The organism is Bacteroidota bacterium, from assembly GCA_041658205.1.
Taxonomy (GTDB): domain Bacteria; phylum Bacteroidota; class Ignavibacteria; order UBA10030; family UBA8401; genus UBA8401.
This window is the reverse complement of sequence record JBBAAO010000002.1, coordinates 743,840-765,596: the sequence shown is the minus strand read 5'-3', so window position 1 is coordinate 765,596 and position 21,757 is coordinate 743,840. Positions and strand designations below refer to the sequence as shown.

The 21,757-nt window shown below is 42.0% G+C and carries 18 protein-coding genes and 1 tRNA gene; 3 read left to right on the top strand and 16 right to left on the bottom strand.

Features of this window, described 5'->3' with window-relative positions; genetic code table 11:
• Positions 1 to 13: 13 nt before the first annotated feature.
• The 16 genes from rpmF to WDA22_15035 all read right to left on the bottom strand — a co-directional run bounded on the left by rpmF (position 14) and on the right by WDA22_15035 (position 17,573).
• Positions 14 to 205, bottom strand: a complete 192-nt coding sequence (gene rpmF, locus WDA22_15110) for a 50S ribosomal protein L32 (GenBank protein MFA5834804.1) — start codon at positions 203 to 205, stop codon at positions 14 to 16.
• A gap of 26 nt (positions 206 to 231) precedes the next feature.
• The gene (locus WDA22_15105; protein MFA5834803.1) at positions 232 to 705 is read right to left on the bottom strand and encodes a DUF177 domain-containing protein; all 474 of its coding nucleotides are present in this window, start codon (positions 703 to 705) and stop codon (positions 232 to 234) included.
• 195 nt (positions 706 to 900) lie between these two features.
• The gene (locus WDA22_15100; protein ID MFA5834802.1) at positions 901 to 1,242 is read right to left on the bottom strand and encodes a DUF3276 family protein; all 342 of its coding nucleotides are present in this window, start codon (positions 1,240 to 1,242) and stop codon (positions 901 to 903) included.
• 102 nt (positions 1,243 to 1,344) lie between these two features.
• Positions 1,345 to 3,627 carry a hypothetical protein gene (locus tag WDA22_15095; GenBank protein MFA5834801.1) on the bottom strand — a complete coding sequence of 761 codons (2,283 nt, stop codon included), beginning with the start codon at positions 3,625 to 3,627 and terminating at the stop codon, positions 1,345 to 1,347.
• 66 nt (positions 3,628 to 3,693) lie between these two features.
• The gene (ribH, locus tag WDA22_15090) at positions 3,694 to 4,173 is read right to left on the bottom strand and encodes a 6,7-dimethyl-8-ribityllumazine synthase (protein MFA5834800.1); all 480 of its coding nucleotides are present in this window, start codon (positions 4,171 to 4,173) and stop codon (positions 3,694 to 3,696) included.
• A 21-nt stretch (positions 4,174 to 4,194) separates the two neighbouring features.
• Entirely contained in the window at positions 4,195 to 5,016 is an 822-nt protein-coding gene (locus WDA22_15085; GenBank protein MFA5834799.1) for a PHP domain-containing protein, read from the bottom strand.
• 39 nt (positions 5,017 to 5,055) lie between these two features.
• Positions 5,056 to 5,739 (bottom strand): Crp/Fnr family transcriptional regulator, encoded by a 684-nt coding sequence (locus WDA22_15080; GenBank protein ID MFA5834798.1) that lies wholly within the window; start codon positions 5,737 to 5,739, stop codon positions 5,056 to 5,058.
• 98 nt (positions 5,740 to 5,837) lie between these two features.
• Positions 5,838 to 6,953: a PQQ-binding-like beta-propeller repeat protein gene (locus tag WDA22_15075; protein ID MFA5834797.1), complete on the bottom strand. Its 1,116-nt coding sequence runs from the start codon at positions 6,951 to 6,953 to the stop codon at positions 5,838 to 5,840.
• Positions 6,954 to 6,979: 26 nt separating this feature from the next.
• Positions 6,980 to 9,799: a hypothetical protein gene (locus WDA22_15070; protein ID MFA5834796.1), complete on the bottom strand. Its 2,820-nt coding sequence runs from the start codon at positions 9,797 to 9,799 to the stop codon at positions 6,980 to 6,982.
• A gap of 434 nt (positions 9,800 to 10,233) precedes the next feature.
• Positions 10,234 to 11,259 carry a tyrosine-type recombinase/integrase gene (locus WDA22_15065; protein ID MFA5834795.1) on the bottom strand — a complete coding sequence of 342 codons (1,026 nt, stop codon included), beginning with the start codon at positions 11,257 to 11,259 and terminating at the stop codon, positions 10,234 to 10,236.
• Between the two features lie 514 nt (positions 11,260 to 11,773).
• Positions 11,774 to 12,823, bottom strand: a complete 1,050-nt coding sequence (locus WDA22_15060) for a bifunctional phosphoglucose/phosphomannose isomerase (protein MFA5834794.1) — start codon at positions 12,821 to 12,823, stop codon at positions 11,774 to 11,776.
• Between the two features lie 120 nt (positions 12,824 to 12,943).
• Entirely contained in the window at positions 12,944 to 14,692 is a 1,749-nt protein-coding gene (ptsP, locus tag WDA22_15055) for a phosphoenolpyruvate--protein phosphotransferase (GenBank protein ID MFA5834793.1), read from the bottom strand.
• Positions 14,692 to 14,958, bottom strand: a complete 267-nt coding sequence (locus WDA22_15050) for an HPr family phosphocarrier protein (GenBank protein MFA5834792.1) — start codon at positions 14,956 to 14,958, stop codon at positions 14,692 to 14,694. The genes ptsP and WDA22_15050 overlap by 1 nt, the downstream gene beginning before the upstream one ends.
• 3 nt (positions 14,959 to 14,961) lie before the next feature.
• The gene (locus WDA22_15045; protein ID MFA5834791.1) at positions 14,962 to 15,942 is read right to left on the bottom strand and encodes a polyprenyl synthetase family protein; all 981 of its coding nucleotides are present in this window, start codon (positions 15,940 to 15,942) and stop codon (positions 14,962 to 14,964) included.
• Entirely contained in the window at positions 15,939 to 16,985 is a 1,047-nt protein-coding gene (fni, locus tag WDA22_15040; protein MFA5834790.1) for a type 2 isopentenyl-diphosphate Delta-isomerase, read from the bottom strand. The genes WDA22_15045 and fni overlap by 4 nt, the downstream gene beginning before the upstream one ends.
• 57 nt (positions 16,986 to 17,042) lie before the next feature.
• Positions 17,043 to 17,573: a VUT family protein gene (locus tag WDA22_15035; protein MFA5834789.1), complete on the bottom strand. Its 531-nt coding sequence runs from the start codon at positions 17,571 to 17,573 to the stop codon at positions 17,043 to 17,045.
• Positions 17,574 to 17,637: 64 nt separating this feature from the next.
• Between WDA22_15035 and WDA22_15030 the strand changes: the two genes are divergently transcribed.
• The 3 genes from WDA22_15030 (at position 17,638) to WDA22_15020 (ending at position 21,748) form a co-directional block, all read left to right on the top strand.
• Positions 17,638 to 17,712, top strand: a tRNA-Pro gene (locus WDA22_15030).
• A gap of 188 nt (positions 17,713 to 17,900) precedes the next feature.
• Entirely contained in the window at positions 17,901 to 19,997 is a 2,097-nt protein-coding gene (locus WDA22_15025) for an ATP-binding protein (protein ID MFA5834788.1), read from the top strand.
• The gene (locus WDA22_15020) at positions 19,994 to 21,748 is read left to right on the top strand and encodes a FecR domain-containing protein (GenBank protein ID MFA5834787.1); all 1,755 of its coding nucleotides are present in this window, start codon (positions 19,994 to 19,996) and stop codon (positions 21,746 to 21,748) included. The genes WDA22_15025 and WDA22_15020 overlap by 4 nt, the downstream gene beginning before the upstream one ends.
• Positions 21,749 to 21,757 lie beyond the last annotated feature (9 nt).

Sequence of the window (21,757 nt, the reverse complement as noted above, 5' to 3'; positions counted from 1 at the left end):
GATCTCAACATTCTTATGCTTGTTTCTTTTCTTTAATCACGCGGCCATTGTACATCAGTTTTCCTTCCGATGTCCAAACAGCACGGTGGCTTAAATGTGCTTCACCCGAAACCGGATCAATCGCTACGGTTGGTTTTTCTGCTTTATAATGTGTGCGACGTTTGCGTCCGCGTGTTTTGGAATGTCGTCGTTTTGGATTTGGCATTGCTTCGTTCCCTTCAAAATAGTGTATTAGTTTTTTTCAGATCGTAATAACATTTGCAATTTTTCCCAGCGGGGGTCAACCATATTTTTTTCCGCCGCTACATGTACCGGAATCTCGCAATTGTTCTTGCAAAGCAGTTTTGCCGGTACTGCCAGCATCAAATATTCTTTCACCGATTGGGAAAAATCAATGAGATTTTCATCTTTTCCAAGAATATGAAAATCGTCATCCTCTTCTGTTTCTTCGGTGCGTTCCCACGAATAGACAAAGGTGAATTTTGTTTTCACATCTTCCGTAAACTCATCAGCGCAACGGTCACAGATAAAAACGCCCTTGACAGAAGCAGTCACCGTTGCCAGTATCTGGTGAATACTTTTCTCAAGGGTAATGTTGGCTGTAACGTCACCAATAGCTTGATAGTTGAGTCCAAACTCGGTGGTTGATCTGGTGAGATCGTACCGATGCGTACCCTCTGAAAGCCCCGAAATGTTGATTTTCATTCTTGTTCCCCCGGCGTTTTTCAGAGAGAATTGCCGTTTTTCTTCAAAATTTCAAAGAAAATGAAAAAAAGTCCGCACAAATATAGAAAGATTGAGGGAGAGAGTCAAGAAGTTGGTTTAGGTTTAGAAAAAACTAAAAGCCAACAGAGCAACGCTCTATTGGCTTTAGAATTTAAACTAGTCGCATATGTTCGATTATGCCTGTTCAACCGCTGTTTCAACTACTGCACTAACTGCTATAGCTTCCTCACGGGGGGTTGAAAGGGGAATCCCCTGTTTTCCAAGTTCATCGTGAACAAAATCAACGGCCTCTGCTAATGCGTCGGCGAATTTTTCAAAATCTTCCTTATACAGGAATATCTTATGCTTCTTGAATTCGTCTTCTGCAATTTTTTTGCTCTCCGTGATCGTAATGTAAAAGTCTTTTTCCGATTTCGTCGCTTTTACATCGAAGAAGTACGTGCGTTTACCCGCTCGTACACGTCTGCTAAATACTTCTTCCTTTTTTTCCGTCGATTGTGTAGTAGAAGTTTCCAAATCTACCCCTCCTGTATATGTGTGTAAAAATTGTGCAGCACTTCTGCACGTTGTAAAAAAAATATTCCGTGCCGTTTGCTCTAATGGCACAGCAAGCTTCCATTATTTTTGAATCACAGCAATTTTTGCCGACGCAACCTGATCGCCTGCTCTATTATGGGCAACGATGATATATACTCCGCTGGCCACAGCACGTCCATTATTATCCTTGCAATCCCAAAATGCACGTCCGCCCCCTTGAGCAGAAAATTGTTTAATCACTTTCCCGTTTAACGCCAAGACCTTTATGGTGCTTTCATCAACCAACCCGCGAATCTCCACAGCTGAGTGGGTTGGAAGATAAATCGGATTTGGCGAAAGATCAATCGTTGAAAATGAATTTTTTACGGCAACAGGAGCAATCTCCACGCTGGAAAGTCCCTTTTCCGTTCCAAAATACGCTATACCTTTTTTCGTATCAAAAGCGATGGACATGACGTTGTCATCCAACATTTTCCCGCCGGAAAGATCCACGGTATATTGTTGAAGCAGCTGAGTACCGTCCGGTGAAAGGACGAATACACCGGTTGACGTAGCCACCCATTTATTATTGAGCGGATCAACTGCAATGCAATTGATGTATTGATCGCGTACCACACCAAGAAATACTTTTGAGACACGATTCTTTGGATTGTTGACATCGGTAATGATGGTGATGCCAGTTCCTGTTCCGATCCATATATCGCCGTCATGATCTGTCACCATGGTTTCCGACTGTAAATTTGTCGCACCATCTTGTTCGGTAATAGTTCCCCAACCGCTCGTCGCCGATCCGGGAAGGATTTTTGCTTCATTGAAATAGACAATCGTTGGTGAGCTCGCTCCGCCATGCACTGTATTCGTAAACCATTTTGTTTGATTCTGATCGATAACAATTCCTAACATAAACGAAGGGAATGCTCCATAGATTGAACCGGGAAACGATTCCCATGTCGAATCCGGTTTCATTTTCCACAGCACCTTTTGGTAATCAACTGAATAACAACTGGACATCCAAATATTGCCGGATCTATCCATGGCAACTTTTGATGGAACGATATATGATGGAAGGCCTGAACCATCGCTCCGAACCGATCCAGTAAAGCCCGCAGATGAATAATCAAACCGCTTAACCACATCACCGTTACTATTAATCAATAGTAACCCTTCTCCCCAGGTGCTGACCCATTTGGAATTATTCGGTCCGACTGAAATTGCAAAGCAATCATTATTCAATAGTGCGGGCGTATTCTCTATTGTGTAATTTCTCCAAGTAGTGCCGTTAAAACTATAGAAACCCGATCCGGCGTTGTATCGGCCGGAAGCCGACCACAAAACCCCTTTTTCATCCATCACTAATTGGTAGAATGCGTTAGAATTTGGCCCATTGGGAAAATAAATATTCCATACTGAATTGCTGTTGACGGTTGAAATCCCATTTGATTGAAATCCCAAAAAGATTTTTCGATTGAGTGTCGTTCCGCTGGAAATTGCTGATGATATAGAAGAATACAGCGTTGATACATTATTGTTGATGTTCAGCGACTTAATGGAATTCCCTTCGATAAATAATAATGACGTATCCAATACCGAGAAGATTTTCACGTCCGATGTGATGCCATTTGCAACCACCCACCCATTATTTTGAAATTTCATCATTCCACTTTCCGTTGAAGCAAACAATTCATTATTGAATCTGGAAAGATTATTTCCGGTGACGACAGGGGAAAGAATTTCCCACGACTCCGGGGCGGCAAGATTTGTTGCACTGGGTTTTGACGAGACAATTCCTGAGCTTGTTGTTGCGAAAACCCTGTTTTGGAAAAGTACCACGGAAGAAACACTCGGCTGCATCACCGTCATAAAACTTGTGTAGGTGTCTGAAAATTCAAATTTGGAAACGGAAAAGACTGCAATACCAAATGTAGTGGCAATATACATTTTATCGCCAGCTCGGTAAAAACCGTTGATGGAGCGGGTTGTTCTACCCGAAAGTGCTATATCAGTGATATATTTCCACGTGGACTTCTTGGAATCGTATATATCAATATAACCCGATTGATGACCGATCCAGACAATGCCAGTCGAATCGGTCATCACTGCCGTAATATTATTTGTTGAAAGACCATCTGAATTGACAAATTTCTGGTAGGACGAATCCGAAGGATTAAATCGAAACATGCCGCCGGATGTTGCAGCCCAAATAGATTGACCGTCCGAAGTCACGGCACGGACACTTTTCATTGACGTATAATTCTTCCAATCGCCAATTCCGGCCGTTCCTTCGCTGGTACAAACAACCCACGCGACAAGCAACAATAATACAAAAGACCAACGACTCATCATCAAAACAATTCCAGCACGCATACGAAAGACTCCTTTGTGTAGTGAATAAAATCAGTGTATCAAAGAATCTTTCGCGCTCTCCTTTTATTATGAAGCAGATTGTGAAAATAGGTTCGACATCTCAATTGCACCCAGGGCAGTATCATACCCTTTATTACCAACACTTCCGCCGGCACGCTCCATCGCCTGTTCAAACGTATTTGTGGTCAGCACACCGAACAGCACAGGAATCTTTCGATCGTACGACACCTGACCGATTCCTCTCGCACATTCCTGACAGATGTAATCAAAGTGAGGAGTCTCCCCTCGAATGACAGCACCCAAACAAAGAACCGCATCGTATTTTTTTTGCAGTGTAATAAATGAAGCAACCTGCGGAAGTTCAAAGGCACCGGGACAATGGAAGACATCTACATCCGTCGCTCCGTTTTTTCGAAAACATTGCAGTGCTCCCTCCAGCAGTTTTTGCGTTACCGCTTTATTGAATGAACTGACAACGATTGCGAATTTTTTATTCTCCGCACTTACGCCTCCTTCAAACACACGTGGAAAAACTTCGGTAGCCATGTTCTGCAGATGCAACGTCCTCTAACTGTTGTGGGATGTATTGTTGGAGAAAAGCCTGTGTTTCATCATTCCAACTCGAACTTCATCAATATAATAATTTCCCAATACTTCGTCATCATTTTTTTTGCCGCCGTGAAAATCCGAACCGCCGCTTTCCAGAAGAAAGTATTCATTCACCACTCCGCGATAATATTGGGTATGGGTTGGCTGGTGTGACGGATGAATCACTTCAATTCCATCAAGACCGGACTTAATTGTCTGCTGCAATAACTCTTCTGTTGTATATCTGCCTGGGTGTGCAAGAAATGACAATCCACCGGAAGATGAGATGAGTTTGATAGCATCAGTGAGTGTCAGTTGGAATTTCTTTTCGTAGGCAGGTCCACCGTTTCCGATGAATTTTTCGAACGCTTGGTGATATGAATCGATAAATCCTTCTTCAACCATCGCTGACGCAATATGGGGGCGCCCAACGGCACCTTTCCCCGCGCGTTCCATGACGGTTTCAAATTTTAATGGAACATTGATGCTGTTTAATTTTGCGACAATTCGCTCAGCACGTTTTACACGTTCCCGTCGAAAGAATTCAAGATACTCCTGCAGATGCTCACTGGTATAATCAACAAAATATCCAAGGATGTGAACATCTTTGTCGTCGACTAATGCGCTTAGTTCGACACCCGGTATTACTTCTACACCGAATTCTTTTCCGTATTCAATTGCATCAGGAAATGCTTCAACACTATCGTGATCCGTAATACTGATAATAGAGAGACCTTTTTGTTTGCATTTTTTGATTAATTCGTACGGAGAGAATACTCCGTCCGAAAAATTCGTATGCATATGTAGGTCTGCTTTGAGCATCGTAAAAATAGTGAGTATTTAGGAATGAAGTGTCTTAAAATTTTCGTAATCGTTAATAATCAACTTGCTGCCTTGGAGCTGCAAATATCCTTTTTTAATAAATTTGTGGATCATTCTTGAAATTGTTTCGCGTGAGGTTCCGGCCATATTGGCAAGATCCTGTTGCAGCGGAAGCTCATCAATCTCCACTTTACCTTTTCGGAAAACACCAACATCATCTGCAAGCTGCAGAACAACATTTGCCACACGTCCTGCAGCGTCTTTTAACGATAAACTTTTGATCTGAGCATCCGCTTTGCGCAGCCTTCCGGTCAATTCACGCAGCAGTCCAATCGCAACGGAAGGATAATCCGTAAGTGACTTCAGAAAATCTCCGCGGTGAATCATAAACAATTCAGATTTGGATGTAGCAACAACACTTGCAGAGCGTGTTGAACCATCCAGTATCGCCATTTCCCCAAAGAAATCGCTTTCACCGAGAATAGAAAGAATCACTTCTCTTCCATCATCATCCATTCGCACAATCTTCACCTTTCCGGTAATAATAACAAAAAGTGCGGCACCAGTCTCCTCTTCTAAAAGGATGATACTCCCCTTTTTATATTTTTTACGAACACCGAGTGCAGCAATATGCTCAAGATCTTTATCGCTTAATTCGCTAAAAATAGGAACATTGCGAAGCACTTCGACTTCTTCTGACATTGTGGTCCCCATGGGAAAAATTATTGAACAATCAGCAGTAAACTGGGTCAATATAGAGGGTGTTGTGATGAAAGTCAAGAAAGGGTGAAAAACAAAAATTACCGAAGTAGGTAGATGTTTTTGTCTTCACAAGCAATAATTAATGAGTTCTTCCAGACAAGCGGTGTAGTTTTAATTCGGCTTTCGAAATCTCTTTTCCAAAGCACCGAGCCATCAACTGGTGAAATAGCATAGACAAATTGATCCAATGATGTCACAAATATTGCTTGCGGTGTTATTATGGGGGTAGTATTTATTGCACTTTTTGATTGGAATTTCCATATGAGCGAGCCATCGGAAATGGAAAATGAAGAAATGGAACCATCCATCAACGGAACATAAATAGCGTTGTTATCTATCGCCGGAGTAGACATGATCATATTTCCGACAGAGATTTTTCGTTCTAGAGCACCGGATGCAGCTGCCAGTACATAAAGATTCGAATCGCGTGATCCGGCAAAGATTTTCCCGTGTGCCTCTGTGATACCGGCAAACACACCGTTTTTTGTTTTGTATTTCCATTTGACTGAACCGGTGTTCATATCAAACGCAAAAACTGTCCCATTCGTATTCGCACAAAAAACAAGTTCACCCGATACGCATGATGATGATCTGATTGGATACCCAGTATCAAACACCCATTTTTTGGAACCATAGGCAGCTTCAAAACAATAGAACTTTCCATCCAAACCACCGACAAACAACAGATCATCCTTAATCGCCGGAGATGAAACAACCCCGCCGACATTTTGTGTCCAACGGATATCACCATCTTCCGTATCAATTGAGAGAAGATTTTCACTATTTGCTTCGGTTCCAACGATAAGATATTTTTTATAAAAAATAGGAGAAGATGACACAGGTGCAAAGGTCTTCATGTAACTGACTCGTTTTCCAGTTTCAATATCCACAGCGTGCAGTTCCCCCTGCAATGTGCCCATGAATAAAATATTTCCAATAACAATCGGAGAGCCATTGCCAAACCCCGCCGATGCATCATATTCCCAAATTACCTTTAAGGGAAATGTAAATGTCGATGAATCTGTAAACTCGCGGGAAGCAGTCTTCCCAAACATTGTGACATCATCCGATGAATGGCGTATTGGAGCGCGAAGTTTAAGCAGCGATCCACATCCGCTTAAGACTGCAGAACAGCCAACGATTATTAACGACAAAAAAATGGATAACCGATTAGATCTCACTAAAAATCCCATCCGAAGAAGAATTGGTAGAACAGTCCTTTTTGAACTTCATTGAAGTCATTGATGATCCGTTTGCCGACATCATAGCGAAGCACCAGCACACCTCCAATATTCCACCGAAGGCCGCCGCCGAAACTTCCCAGAGTTTTGCGGTAAATATCATCCCACGCCGTACCGACATCAAAGAATGTGGCGGCACGGAACGATCCGAGTCCAAAATTGGCAAATGGAAATTTGATTGCCAATTGGTCAACGAACGGAAAACGGAATTCATGACTCATCAGCCATAATTTTTTCCCGCGGATAGACCAGCGAGGCCAGCCGCGCAAATCCCAGCTTCCCCCCATAAAAAATCTTCGCGCCTCTTTCCCTTCGTTCACCATCATCGTAAACCGCGATGCAAGAGAAGTCCGATCGCTCATTCTATTGTAGGTTCTATAATCTGCAATGGCGGTATAATAACCGACGTTTCCATATTGAACATCCTGTGTATAGGCAACAGTTGTTGTAAAGCGCGAACCGTCAATCGGTCCCGTTTGCAGCCAGAGGGAATTATCATGAACGAAAGTCAACGAATTGGAAAGGATCAACGCTTTGCGCGGACGAAGGTTGATGTAATTATCTTTATCCGAATTGCTGAAACTTATTCCCGCTTCAATCCTCTGGAATTTTGAGAGAGGATAACTCAAAACAAAATAACCTCCAAAACTCCGCTCATAGTAAAAGAGATCGGGATCGGTAAGATCGTACCGACGACCGGCAAAGTGGAAAATTCCAGAAGCATAATTCATTCGTTGACCGAGCGAAACGCGCGTGACTGCCAGATTGAAGCTACCGAGAAATTCATCCGACGATTGCGCGTTATTATAGAGCAGAAAATAGTATTGATCGTTTCCTAATACATCGCTGACAGCTATTGCAGCACCGCCGGATGTACCAAACACAGGATCGGTGGCAACCTGGCTTTGAGCAATATCCAAAGAATATTCTCCACGGTATTCCTCAAATTTTACGAGAGAATCCGACAATATCATCTTTGGCTGCCATGATGTCAACGTTGTCGGGAGAGAGAATTGATGATGAGTCAACGACGAGTCAATATCCACCGACGCTTGGGGAAGCGTATAAATTTTAAAGCTATAATTTTCAAAACCGGAAAAAAGAATCTCGTCATGATCGGTCCACTGCGGATCGAACGCAGCACTCGTAAAATGGGTTACTTTCGTCATCGTCGAATTTTGTTGACCAATCTGTGAGGCAGGAATACTCCAAATATTTTGCGCCCCGTCGCGATTGCAGACAAAGGTTAAATATTTCCCGTCAGGAGAAAATGAAGGGGAATAATAATTCTCTTCACCGTAGGTTACCGCAGAAATATTTTTCGTATCAATATCCAATCGATACAAATTATAGATATCCGAACGGTCGAAATTATTCCTATCCGAACTGAAGATGATTTTTTGTCCGTCCGGAGACCAGACGGAATTGCGATCATCGTATGGATCATTTGTCAACCGGATCAATTCTTCGCGCGGCAGATCATAAACATAGAGATCCATTCTGCCGGACATATCGCTCGCTGCAAAAATTATTTTTTTTCCGTCAGGAGACCAATTCGGAGAGACATAGACGACAAGCTTCGGAAATTGAAATGTCCTGACAAGTTCCTGCTTCATAACATCGTACAAATGCAGGGCATCTGTCTCCCCCTTTTTGGTGATAAAGGCGAGCATACCATCTTTTGAAATATCCATCTTACTCTGGAACACATGGAACGATTCGAAGTCGTCGCTCTTTTCCCCTTCGATCACCAGTTGCGGTTCTCGATCTTCCTCTGTTTCACCATCCAGATTCACTTTGTAGATAGAAGTGTAGCCCGTATGGTTACCGATGAAATATACTTCGCGCAGAGAATCATTCTTGAAAAAAACCGGCTTGGTATTAAATCCTTTTTTTACCACCGTTGTTGATACCTGACTGGTAAAATCACTTGTTGAGAGAATAGGATAATATCGTTTTTTGAATGCATAGATCCATTCTTCATCCAATTCTTTATAATTTTTGCCTATGGTCGCCTTCATGATTTCGCTGAAGGAAGAACTTCGCCAAAAATTTTCCAAGAGCAACATGATTCGTTCTTCGCCGTATTTTTCTTCAATATACTTCAAAATGTATTGACCCTGCTTATACATTAAGAACGTACCGTAAATCGATTCCATGTTTTGAAGAGGAACGATATAATTATTCAGTACAGCATCACGAATCAACATTTCGGATTGATCGTCTGCATCCGTCGACCAGACTTCGGCAAGCCCCTCGGTAAACCAAAGCGGCGGCATACGATCTTGCGGCAATCGATGATCGATCAGAACGCGGGAGATCTTACTATGCATAAAGACGTGCACCAATTCGTGTCGGATAACATGCCGGAATCGGGAAAGCGAACCATCCGCAGGAATAACAACTCTCCCTTTCAAAAATTCAAAGAAGCCGCCGACTCCTTCAGGAATAAATCCTCCGGTGGTATTCGTCTGCTGGAAATGCAGATGGGAAGAATAAAAAATAAGCGGCACGCGATTAGTAAGTGAGTGATTCACTTTACTTTCAAGCTGCCGATATGCCTCTTCAGCAAAATATGCACCTTGTTGCGCAAGTTCTTTCATCTCAGGATAATAATAGATGTCGAAATGTTCGGTGCGAAGGATTTGCCAATTGAATTCCGTGTATTGGACTTTATTGTGGCCGAAGTATGAAAATTGAGCAGCGAGCGGAATTGTGCAGCAGGCTATGACAATGATATAAAAAATTGATCGGCGCATGGAGGCATCTCTTTCTCCTAGAAACTACATTTTGGCGGAGAAAGTATCAATTGATAAATGTAAATAATAAACATTGGGTATTTTTGATGTTTTATCATCTCGAGTAACAATTGGGTGGCAAAAAAGAGGAACCGACAAGTTTCGCAAGTGCGTTGGTGACGGTTATTGCCTTCTTAAGAATTTTTTTGGTTTCTGTTTTTCCTTTTGACGGGAGCAGCGGAAGATCATTACATGGCTTGTTTTTATTATAAGACATTTGATAGGGGCCTTCAATGACCTTGTTTTATGAACGAGGGCAATATAAAAATAATAATGCCCTCGTTGCAACTATGAGGTCATTGGATGACTATTTTAAAAACCACTGTTTTTGTTAAGTTTTCACTCTCAATTAGGTGCATGGAATTCATTCCATAACTACTTTAAAGCAATGATTCTTAGGAATGTTGAATAGGATAGTCAATATGAATTTTGTTCACAGTGTTATGGAGTTGGAATGGCTGCAAATGAGCGTATATTTCTGTTACGGTAATGGTACTATGGCCAAGGAGTTTCTGCACTTCATACAACGGAACACCATCTTGCACTAACCAACTTGCAAATGTATGTCTTAATGAGTGAATATGAAGCCCTTTCTTTTTCACTCCACTCAGTGTTACTATATCTTTAAATTTATGCGTTATAAAATTTCCACTTATTTTTCTATCAATATATGTGAAAACGTAAAATTCAGAATCAGCATTAAACTTTTGTTGCAGCATAGGTATCAGTTTGTTGTGAATGGGAATTATCCTCTTTTTCCCTGCCTTAGTTCTAAATGATGGACTTGAAACTATCTGAATTGTTTTCTTTTCGAGATCAATATTTTTCCATTGTAGATTAATTATTTCGCTTCTCCTCATACCAGTCAAAACACCGAACAGTATCAAATCCTTAAACCAATCTTCTTTGATTGTATTATAAAACGAGGAAAATTCTTCCTTCGTAAAGTATTCTGGAAATTTTTCCGGTACATAACACAACGCTTGTAGCGAGAAAGGATTTTTTGAGATACAATTCCATCGTAAAGCCTTATTGAGCAAACTTCTAAGGTTGCGAAGTTCGATATTTACCGTTACAGGAGAAACCTTGGTAAGCCTAAGAGATTTATATTTATCCCAATGAAACGGCGTTAGTGATTCCAGTGTGACATCCCCAATTATTTCAAGAAAAAATTTCTTCGTGAGTCCATACAATTCCACTGTTCCCTCCCGCAGGTTATTTTTTGAAAACTCTATAAATTCGGAATAGAACTGAGAGAATAATTTAGGGCATGTTCTTCTCTCCCTATCAATGTTGAATGACATTAAGAATTTTAATGCATCGGATTTTAGACGCGCTCTTGTGGAAACTTTATGAGTGCGCCCAAATTCATTTTTGTAATACAGATAGTAAATACCGTATGGAGATTTTGATAGAAACATAATAACTCCTTCCCTTGATATACATAAAGCGTGTCGCATGGCTTGTAAAAAGATTAGACAGAAGGGAATATTAAAAGTTGCTAGCAGCCATCTCTAAAACTCAAAATTATGGTCATTCTGAAAGTAGCATCAGATTTGACGACAAGTTTTTTAACGCACGGCACCTCCCGTTTTTTGAGATTCCGCCTTGCGGGATTCCCAAACGCGGAACCGAACAACGGGGCTTCGCTGCACATTTTTTGGAAAAAAATTCTGTGGGTTGCTCAGGATGGCAATAGTTTCATTTTTGAGCTGTCTTCTAGATATTTCTGAAAAAGTCATTGCGGTGAGGATGGCAAAAAGTGAAAAAATGCAGATTACATCTGATTATTTTACTTTTTGATGGCTGAGTTATAGTTTTTCAATAAAAACTTCGCCACTCCGAAAAAACCCTTTGGTGCGGCTTTCCGCCAAAAGAAAAAGCACGGAGGAAATCCGTGCTTTTATTTGTGCTTTGCGTCTCAGTGGTGAAATGCTATTTCACTTTTCCCAATTCTTCTTTTAAGAAATCAATTTTCTTTACAGGGCTCGGATCGACACCGTTTAAGATTGCAAGATAAAAACTAAACCAGTCGGCAAGATACAACAAGGAAAATGTCCGTGCGAGTAATGATTTACCTTCGGAATATACTTCAGTAATACCGTCCGCAAGTCCGCCAATAATTTCTTTGGACACATCCATGCGAAGCTGTATCCGTTTGTAATCCTGCGCGTCGCGAAGAATAACGATATGAATTTTTTTCATAATGTCTGTCAGCACTTCCCAGCCAACTATTTCGTTATGATTTAATTCGGGAAAGACATGTCCATACGCAAGTGTTTTGGCATTTTCCGAAATCTGTCCGCGCCATCGTGTATTGACTGTATCGAATTTATCCGCACCGGAATAAATGAGCGGAAGCTTTCCCTGTAATGCCTTCGCCAGATTGAGTGCGCGATTATCCGATGCATCATGATTTGAATACGTTGCAGACAATGTGTTCAACAATGCAAGAGTCTCTTTGATCTCTTTCTTCTGGTCTTTGATGAATCTAAGTTTACTCAAAGTAATCAATGTTGGGAAGAATGAATACCCTAACGCTGCACGTGGCGGGAGTCCGCCGGGAATTTTGATATACGGATGTTTGTATTTCTTCGCCATCCGTTCCACTTCACCACCGGAAGTAATACAGAAAATCATCGCTTTCCGTTTGATTGCATCTTTGTAGGCGGAAACAGTCTCTTCTGTATTGCCGGAATAACTCGATACTATTACAAGTGAATTCTTACCGACATACTCCGGAAAATAATAGTGGCGATTAACGATCACCGGAACATCACATTTATCTGCAAGATATGCACGAAGCAGGTCACCCCCGATTGCGGAACCACCAAGACCCGTGATAAGAATATTTTGAATCTTTTTTATCTTAAGTTTAATTTTTGCTGCGTTGCCGATGACAACAGCTTCTTCAGCTTGTTTTGGAAAATTCAGAATGAGGTTTCTCATTCCTTTGGGGTCGTGTTTGGAAATTAGTTCGTTCATAAAAAAAGGTTTAAAGGTTAAGGATTCAGGGTTCACGTTTCAGGATTCAAGTTTCAGGATTCAGTTTGAATCCGATAATACTTACTGAATCGTGAAACATGAAACGTACTTCTGTGTTTATTATTCAAGTAACAACTCAGGCACCATGGTGTGTAAATTTACACGGAGAAAATCTTTAATATCGTCTTCCGTTTTCATTTCAAGAACTCTGTTCGCAATTTCTTCCGCTTCCGCACAAGAAACCGACCGGATGATCTTTTTAATTTCCGGAAGAATATGAGGTGTCATACTGAATTCATCAAGTCCTAATCCTAGCAGCAGTAAAATAGCAATCGGATCGCCGGCCATTTCGCCACACATGCTCACCGGTTTTCCGACACGGTGTGCTTCCATAATAATGGAGCGGATTGTTTTAATAACAGCTGGATGAAATTCTTGATACAGTGACGAGACAACTTCATTTCCTCTATCCACTGCAAGCAAATATTGAATGAGATCGTTCGTTCCAATACTCAGGAAGTCAACTTCCTCCGCGATTTCACCTGCAAGAATTGCGGCAGAGGGAACCTCGATCATGGCGCCGATCTTAATGTTCTCGTCGAACGGAACATGCTTTTCACGCAGTTCTTTTTTAGCAATCTCAAGATATTCCTTTGACTGACGAATCTCTTTAATGCCGGAGATCATCGGAAGCATGATCCAGATTTCGCCATAAGCGCTTGCGCGAAGCATTGCCCGTAACTGAGTGAGAAATACTTCCGGCCTATCCAGTAATAGGCGGATCCCTCTCCATCCCAGGAACGGATTATCTTCACTAGTGGAGTTTGACACAACCTTGTCACCGCCGATGTCGAGCGTTCGCATCACGACCTTATGCGGACGAGATTTTTCTACAACAGCACGATATTCTGCGTACTGCTCATCTTCACTCGGATAGTTTTCGGTCCGCAAGAAGAGACCTTCCGTTCGGTACAATCCTACGCCGGTAGAGCCTTGCGTATGAACATTTCCGGCTTCGTCACTGAATTCAATATTGCAGGATAAATGGACAATCTTTCCATCCATTGTTTGAGCAGTCAATTCACGGATTTCTTTTAACCGGGTTTCAAATTGCTCGTGTTCTGTTTTCCGTTCAATACAGCGCGCGATCGTTTCCTCGGTCGGATGAAGCGTAACGTTTCCTGTATAACCATCAACAATAATTGTATCGCCCACCTGAACATGCTTAGTGATCACTTTCAGTCCAACGACAGAAGGAATATTCAACGAACGAGAAAGCAGTGCGGCGTGAGAAGTGACTCCACCCATATCCGTGGCATACGCCAGCACTTCGTTCCGGCTGAATAACACGGTATCGGCAGGTGTGAGTATTTCGGAAACAACAATCGAATTAGGCTCAAAACGTGAAATCAATTTTTCTTGTTGAATATTTCTGATGACTCTGTTCTTTACATCCTCAACATCATGTGCACGCTCGCGCATATATTCATCGGATGAGTTCATCATCATCTGCTGATACTTCGAGATTTCGCGATGCACTACATATTCGGCGCTCTTCAAATCATTCTGGATCCGTTTTCGGATCGATCCAAACAAGACTGAGTCCGACAAAATCATAATCTGCGCTTCAAAAATTTTTGCTTTCTGGCTACCCACTTTCTGCTCGGTCAACTGAAGCACTTTCAGCAATTCCTTTTCGGACCGATCCACCGCATGCTGCAGCCGTTCCAATTCAAGGCTGATTTCGTTTTCCCCGATTGATTTTTCTTCAACGCGCGGCGCCTGCTTGGCGAAAACATACGCTTTGCCAATAATTATTCCCGGTGATGCCGGAATACCATGAAGTACTATTTCGTTCTTTTGTCCCATTATACTTCGTCAAATCCTCGTTCAAATAATCCAACAACAGCCTGCGCTGCCTGCTGCTCATCGGAACCGTCAAATTTCAGTTGCAATGTAGAGCCCTGTTCCGCAGCCAATGTCATCACACCAATAATACTTTTCCCATTGATCTCAAATCCATCTTTGTAGATGAAAAACTCCGATTGAAATTGCGCTGCTAATTTTACCAACGCAGCCGCGGGCCGCGTATGCAATCCTGCCCTGTTTTTAATGGTTACATCTTTTTCAATCATAAATTAAAACTGCCTGTTCAACACCATATTGGAGAACCAGAAGAGCATCTCGCGTGCGGGTGTGTCCCGTAATTTTTCCAACTGGAGATTCGCCTGGCGAATATCTTTGTCTATGGACTGCTTTGCAAGTTGAATGATATCATACCGTTCGTATAAATCCTTTACCAACGGTATATTCTTTTTTGAAGTCCCTTTATGCTTAATAATCGAACTGATCAGTTTCTTGTCCTTCCCCTGCGCCCGTTCATAGGCCTTAATCAAGAGGAATGTTTTCTTCCCCTCCACGATATCGCCGCCGATTGTTTTGCCGAACTCCTTTTCATCTGCTATCACATCAAGAAGATCATCCTGAATTTGGAATGCACGGCCGATATAGGTCCCAAAAGAACGGAGCGCTCGAATCTCGCGTTCCGTCCCCTCTCCTATCAGTGCGCCGATCTCGGAAGAGACAGAAAATAATTTTCCGGTTTTTTTTGCGATCATCAAAAGGTAATCATCAATGGAAACATCGTGCAATGTTTCAAATTCCTTATCGTATGCCTGACCTTCGCATACTTCCACAACGCCTTCCGTAAAAACATCAGCAACTTGTGCAATGGCTTTGGATTTCGTTTTTAACAATTCCCGATATGCCAGTGCTACTAGTTCATCACCGACGAGGATCGCTACATTATTATCCCACCGCACATGCACGGTTGCGCGCCCTCGCCGTGATTCAGCATTATCCATAATATCATCGTGCACGAGCGTAAAATTGTGCAGCACTTCAATAGCAATGGCTGCATTCACCGCTTCGTTCATTGTCCCGCCGACTGCTTCGCAGGAGAGAACAATCAGCAGCGGACGAATCCGTTTCCCGCTGGCAGAAAGAACATATTTCATCGGCTCATAGAGCGATACCGGTTCATTCTTCCGGACGCAGGAATACATTTTCTGATCGATTAAGGATTTGTATTTTTGATATTTTTTTTCGAACGATTTCATTTTTTTCGCTGCAATGCGTTACTGTTTCGTAATTGTGTTGTTGAAGATACGCCAATCAAGAACATGGCACCGGTATATTCCCGCATCCATTGTTCAATTTTTTTTCGTAATTTTTTTTTGCCGCCGGACACTAACGCCTTCAACATTGGCCGTGCTGATGATGTTATATCTGCTCCGAGCGCGATCGACTTTGCGCAATCAAGTCCATGAACGATGCCGCCAGATGAAACAACTGTCAGTTCAGGAATTCTCTTTTTTAAGTGAACAACATCTTGCAATGCATCGGTTGTTCTCATTCCCCAATCCCAAAATGGATCCCAATCTGCCTGCTCTTCTTTAGTATGTCGCAAAATCTCCACTCCCGCCCAACTTGTTCCTCCGGCACCTGCAACATCAATATACCGTACTCCAACATTTATTAATCGTTCCGCAACATCTTTTGAAATGCCTGCGCCAATTTCTTTCACAATAATAGGGATCGGCATTTTCTTCACTAATGTTTCAATGCCGTTCAACACACCGCGAAAGTTTGTATTCCCTTCCGGCTGCAGAAATTCCTGTAATGGATTAAGATGAACGGCAAAAGCATCTGCCCGGATTAATTCCGCAAGTTTTAATATCGGTGAGACATCGTTTAGTTTTGCTACTTCCGGTGCGCCGATATTTCCTATCAACGGAATAGACGGAGCAGCTTTTCTTGCAATGGAAAATGAAGAATGATATGTGGAATCTTCCATTGCTTGACGCTGACTTCCGACACCCATTGCCAGATGATACTCTTCACATACTTCCGCTAATTGACGGTTGATCTTTTCCGCTTCAGGGTAACCCCCTGTCATACAGGAAATCATCAGCGGAAATGATAATTTTTTTCCGAGAAAATCGGACGAGGTTTCTATCTCACTAAAATCTATTTCCGGAAGCGCGTTATGAACAAATTCCCATTCTTCAAATCCCGACGTTTTAGCTCTAAACGCAACATCTTTTTTGATCGTCAATTCAACATGATCGCGTTTGCGGGAAGTTGTTGTTCGCTTTTTCATTCAAAAAATAATAGCCAAATAATAAGGAATATGCAAGAAAGGGAAAATTGAGTTTTTTTAATGCTGATCTTCTGATAATGAAGCAGCACGAAAATACTCAAACGGTCGAAGGGCTGTGATGGCACTGACAACTCCCTTAAAAACAATCTCGCCGAAAATAATGGAAACAATTTCCATATTGGAAAAGAGACCGGCAAATGCAATAAGATTAAACAGAAGACTATCAAGGGGGATACTGACAGAATTACTTTTTAAAACTCGCATTCCCCACGTATTTTTGATGAAGTGTTGATAAATCTCCGTATCGGCTGTTTCCGCAAGAATGATAGCAATTAAAGAGGCCGCGACAATTCTCCATTCAACCCCGCCAATTACCGTGACGATCAGATTTAATGCCGCAGCAACGACAATCATGATATAGACATTTTTTCGTCCCAGCTTGCTATGGACACGGTCGCGTGCCGTAAATGTGATACCAAAAATAAACGTTGCGATGGAGACCTGGCCAAAAAATGGAAAATGGATAAACCACGTTGCGGTATAATTTGCGGCAAGTGTTGCGAGAATATAAATAAGAGCAAAAATCATTTTGAACTAAAAAATTGCCTTCCAAAGTTCCAGTTTTTTTGTTATATTAAGCAGTAAATTTTTTCGGGAAGTAGCTCAGCCCGGCTAGAGCGCTTGCTTTGGGAGCAAGAAGTCGCAGGTTCGAATCCTGTCTTCCCGACACAAAAATCCTCACGTAATAGTGAGGATTTTTTGTTTTAAATAACAAACACTCAATATTAAAATCGAATCCTGATTCATCGACAATACTCAATTTGAATGAATTCTTAGAAGAAAATAATCATTTTCCCTAAAATTTGGAATGAAAATTTTGTATTTTCTTTCGTCCCAATCATACTATAATAAAGAATGACAGTATTCTCACGATTCTCCTTTCATCATCGCATTTTTGTCCTTGTTGGGCTATTTGTCGTCATTTCCATCGGTGTCATGTGGTTCTTCATCCGTCCACTCTATGAACGGCAGGTTGTGGAAGAAAGAACAACGGTCGTTCAACAACTGCAACATTTTGCCATCCGATCAATCGACGAAAAATTGGAGCAATGGATTAACATCGCACAGTATCTTGGATGGAATCTCCAGACCAGACCAAGCGACGTTAATGTATTAATTCGGCAACAGATCGCATTCGATACTTCGCTTATACAGATTATTGTTTCATCTCCCGAACTTTCAGATGAATTTATCGCCACGAGTTCTTCTCAACCCACTTTTACTTTCACCGGCAGCAATGATTCGTGGATCGTTTCGCAAAGAGATACCTCCATCTCAACTCTGTGGGTGAACGATACCTCAGCGGATCAACTGATCTTCGGCATTCAAAAAAGAGTTCTTATTGATGCCAAGACAATCTACCTTACGATGTTTGCGGATTCAAAGTACTTGCTTCGACAACTGGATAAATTGCCCATTGGAGGAGCATTTGCTGTTCAAGTCGGCGGAAAAGATGGATTCATTTACAGAAACGATTCCGTTACATTTCCGATCGTGTCTGAATCGTGGCAGAACCTGACAGTGATGCAGGACGTTCTTGTTCAAACGACCGAATGGAAGATTCTATTCTCAAAATTCTCTGCCGTTCCGATGTATTTATTGATCGGAATTCCCAAAGAAGTGATCATTCAGCCGGTGAAGAACTTGTTATTATATTCTATTACTATTGTCCTCAGCCTTACCTCGCTTGTGGTGATCTTTGGATGGATTTTTTCACATCAACTTTCGAAACCAGTGACACAGCTAGTTCATGATGTTGAACAATTGAAAACATTGGATTTTTCCCGGCCGATTACCGTACCAAAATTACGTGAGATTGCATCTGTCGCTGCAACAGTTGAATCGATGCGGACAGTATTGGAACGGTACCAGCGCATCAATGTTGAGAAGATTATCTTTGAAGAGTGGAAGAATAAATTTTTCCTCGCGCACAGTGAGGATGGCATTTGCATTACAGACGGTAACGGTTCCTTCACCTTCATGAACGACCGTTTTATCCAGGTGAATGATGAACTGCAGAAATCCGCGCCGGTGCAGAACAAACAGGAGCTCTTTGCCCATCCAAACATCGAACGGTCAAAAGAAACATCACGTGAAGAGCTTAGCGGACCATACAGAATCTCATTCACTCAAAAGGAGATCAAAGTCATTTTTATGAATGGCGAGCCGCAGTATTTCAGCCTGCACGATGTGACCATCGATCGCGACACCGAACAATTGGGATCGCTCATTGTTCTTCATGACTTGACGAATGACCGAATGATCGACAAGATGAAAACCGAAATGATGAACTTCATTGTCCACGAATTGCGAAATCCGTTGAACAGCATCATGGGATTCACATCGTTTATGGTAGATGAACCCGACATGAGTCTTGAAGAGCGGATGGAATACACTAGAATTATTCGGGAAAGCAGCAAGACGATGAACCAGCTCGTCAATCGTTTCTTGGATGTCCAACGTTTAGAATCCCGCACGGTTGACTATCATAAAGAAATGACTGATCTGGTATCGATGGCAAAAGCCGTTTGTGATTCACAAAAGCCTCAGCTGGCTGCAAAATCAATTGCGTTGACATTTTCCGCGGAGGAAGGAATCCCTCACACAACTGTTTCTCCCGAACTCATGCGGGAAGCATTTTTAAATTTAGTCTCCAATGCAATCAAATACGGCGACGAAAACAGAACAATCAATGTTGAGTTGAAACAAAAGGATGATCACATCCTTTTTATCATTACTGATCACGGTTACGGCATCTCTGCCGAAGATCAGCAAAAATTATTTTCTAAATTTTTCCGTGTAACATCAAATAAAAAAGCGGCAACACAGATCGGAACCGGACTGGGCCTTGCTCACGTAAAAGAAGTGATGACGTTCCATAAAGGACTTGTCGCACTCGAGTCAAACTCGAACATCGGCTGTAAATTCACATTATCGATTCCTATCGTATGATGAAATATTGTTTTTTCATTTTTGTGTTCGTCTGTGTCCAATGCACATCCGCACAGATCACATTTTCTTCGGGCGATATCAACAAAAAAACGGTTGAATTAACCGGAGATGCCTCTGCGTGGGCTGTAGTCGTTGCGTTTGCGGAACAGAATGTTGAATCGAATTCTTTTACCCTGTCCAACGATGCGTTGAAACAAATTAAAACGTTCTCACAGCTTCACAAAAAAATAAAAGAGGGGAAAGAATTCTTTCATAAATTATTAAAAGCCGGTGCTCGGGTTTTCGCACCGGAAGAATTGCAAAAGGCAACATCATTTGGAGTAGATTACGATACATATGTGCAAGCGGGAAATTTTACCGAGTTGACAAAATCCGGCGGGTTGTATCTGCAGTCACTGGAAAACATCCGTAAAGAGATTGAAAAAAAACGGAATGAGGATATCGACGCACTAATTGCCGAAAAAAATGGGGAGGTGAATCGACGAAAAGGATTCCTCGGAGAATGGAAAGGGGCAAATAAAGGAGACATGCTTGCCCAAGCGGATGGCATTAAAACGGGAGATGCCAGTTTTGCACAGCTTGCATTCACCGACGGCGTTGAAGTAATGGTCGATCCGAACTCCACTGTGGTGATTCGCGAATCAAAAATGGATAAACTCGATCAAAGTATCCGCCGCGACATTGCACTGGTCAAAGGAAGTCTACTCACCAAATTGACCGAAAGCGCAAAAGAACGGAACAATTTTACGTTTCAAGCAGGAACATCGGAATCACAAGTTCGCTCCGGAAAATTTTGGGCGAGCGCTGTGGAAGAACGACGGATAAAACTTTCCAATTATGACGGCACAATGGATGTCACCGCAAACAAGGCAAAAGTAAAATTACGATCCAACGAAGGAACCGTCGTCGAGAAAGGAAAAGATCCTCTCCCGCCAGTTCAACTGCTTTCCCCTCCGCAGCTTGCCTGGAACGGAATCGATTCCGTAATCTATTCTGACAATCTTTCGTTGAAATGGAATACCATTGCGGCATCCACCGGATACAAAGTTGAACTGTGTAAAACGAAAGAGTTTAATACGACAATCAAAAATTTTACAACAGTCCAACCTCTTTTGAAGTTAGAACATATTGAACTTGGTGTCGTATTTGTTCGATTGACAGCTCTCGATAGGTTCGGCCTTCGCGGAATGGAAAGCCCGGCGTACAAAATACTCCGCGTTGAAGACAAACTGCCGCCGGCAATCTATGTTGAGGCATGGGAAACTGACCGCCGATATACCGCTCTTCCCCGCCTCACAATCAATGGAAGCACTGAAGCAGATGCAACGTTTATAGTAAACGGGAAAGTGACTCCACTTGACGAGAACGGAACATTTTCATTGAATGTTTCTGCTGAACTGGCAGAAAAAAAAATCACATTGAAATCAATTGACCGATCCGGAAATGCTAGAGAGCGAATCCTTTCAATAGTACAGATCGATACAAACAGAGTGAACAAAATTGATTGGAACTGTCCTGTTGAAGGGATAACATTATCCCCGACGACGGAAGAGATCTCGGCAAGCGGAACAGCTTATCCATCAATGAAGGTGACAGTGAAGCATGCGGAACAAAGTTCCGTTGTGCAAACCGACTCACAAGGAAATTGGGCTGTCTCTCTAAAACATATAAAAGGTGCACAATTGACGCTGGTTTTTGAGTCAATTAGTGATAATATTGTAGTCGCTTCAAAAATTTATCAGGTAGAATAAATGCAGGTT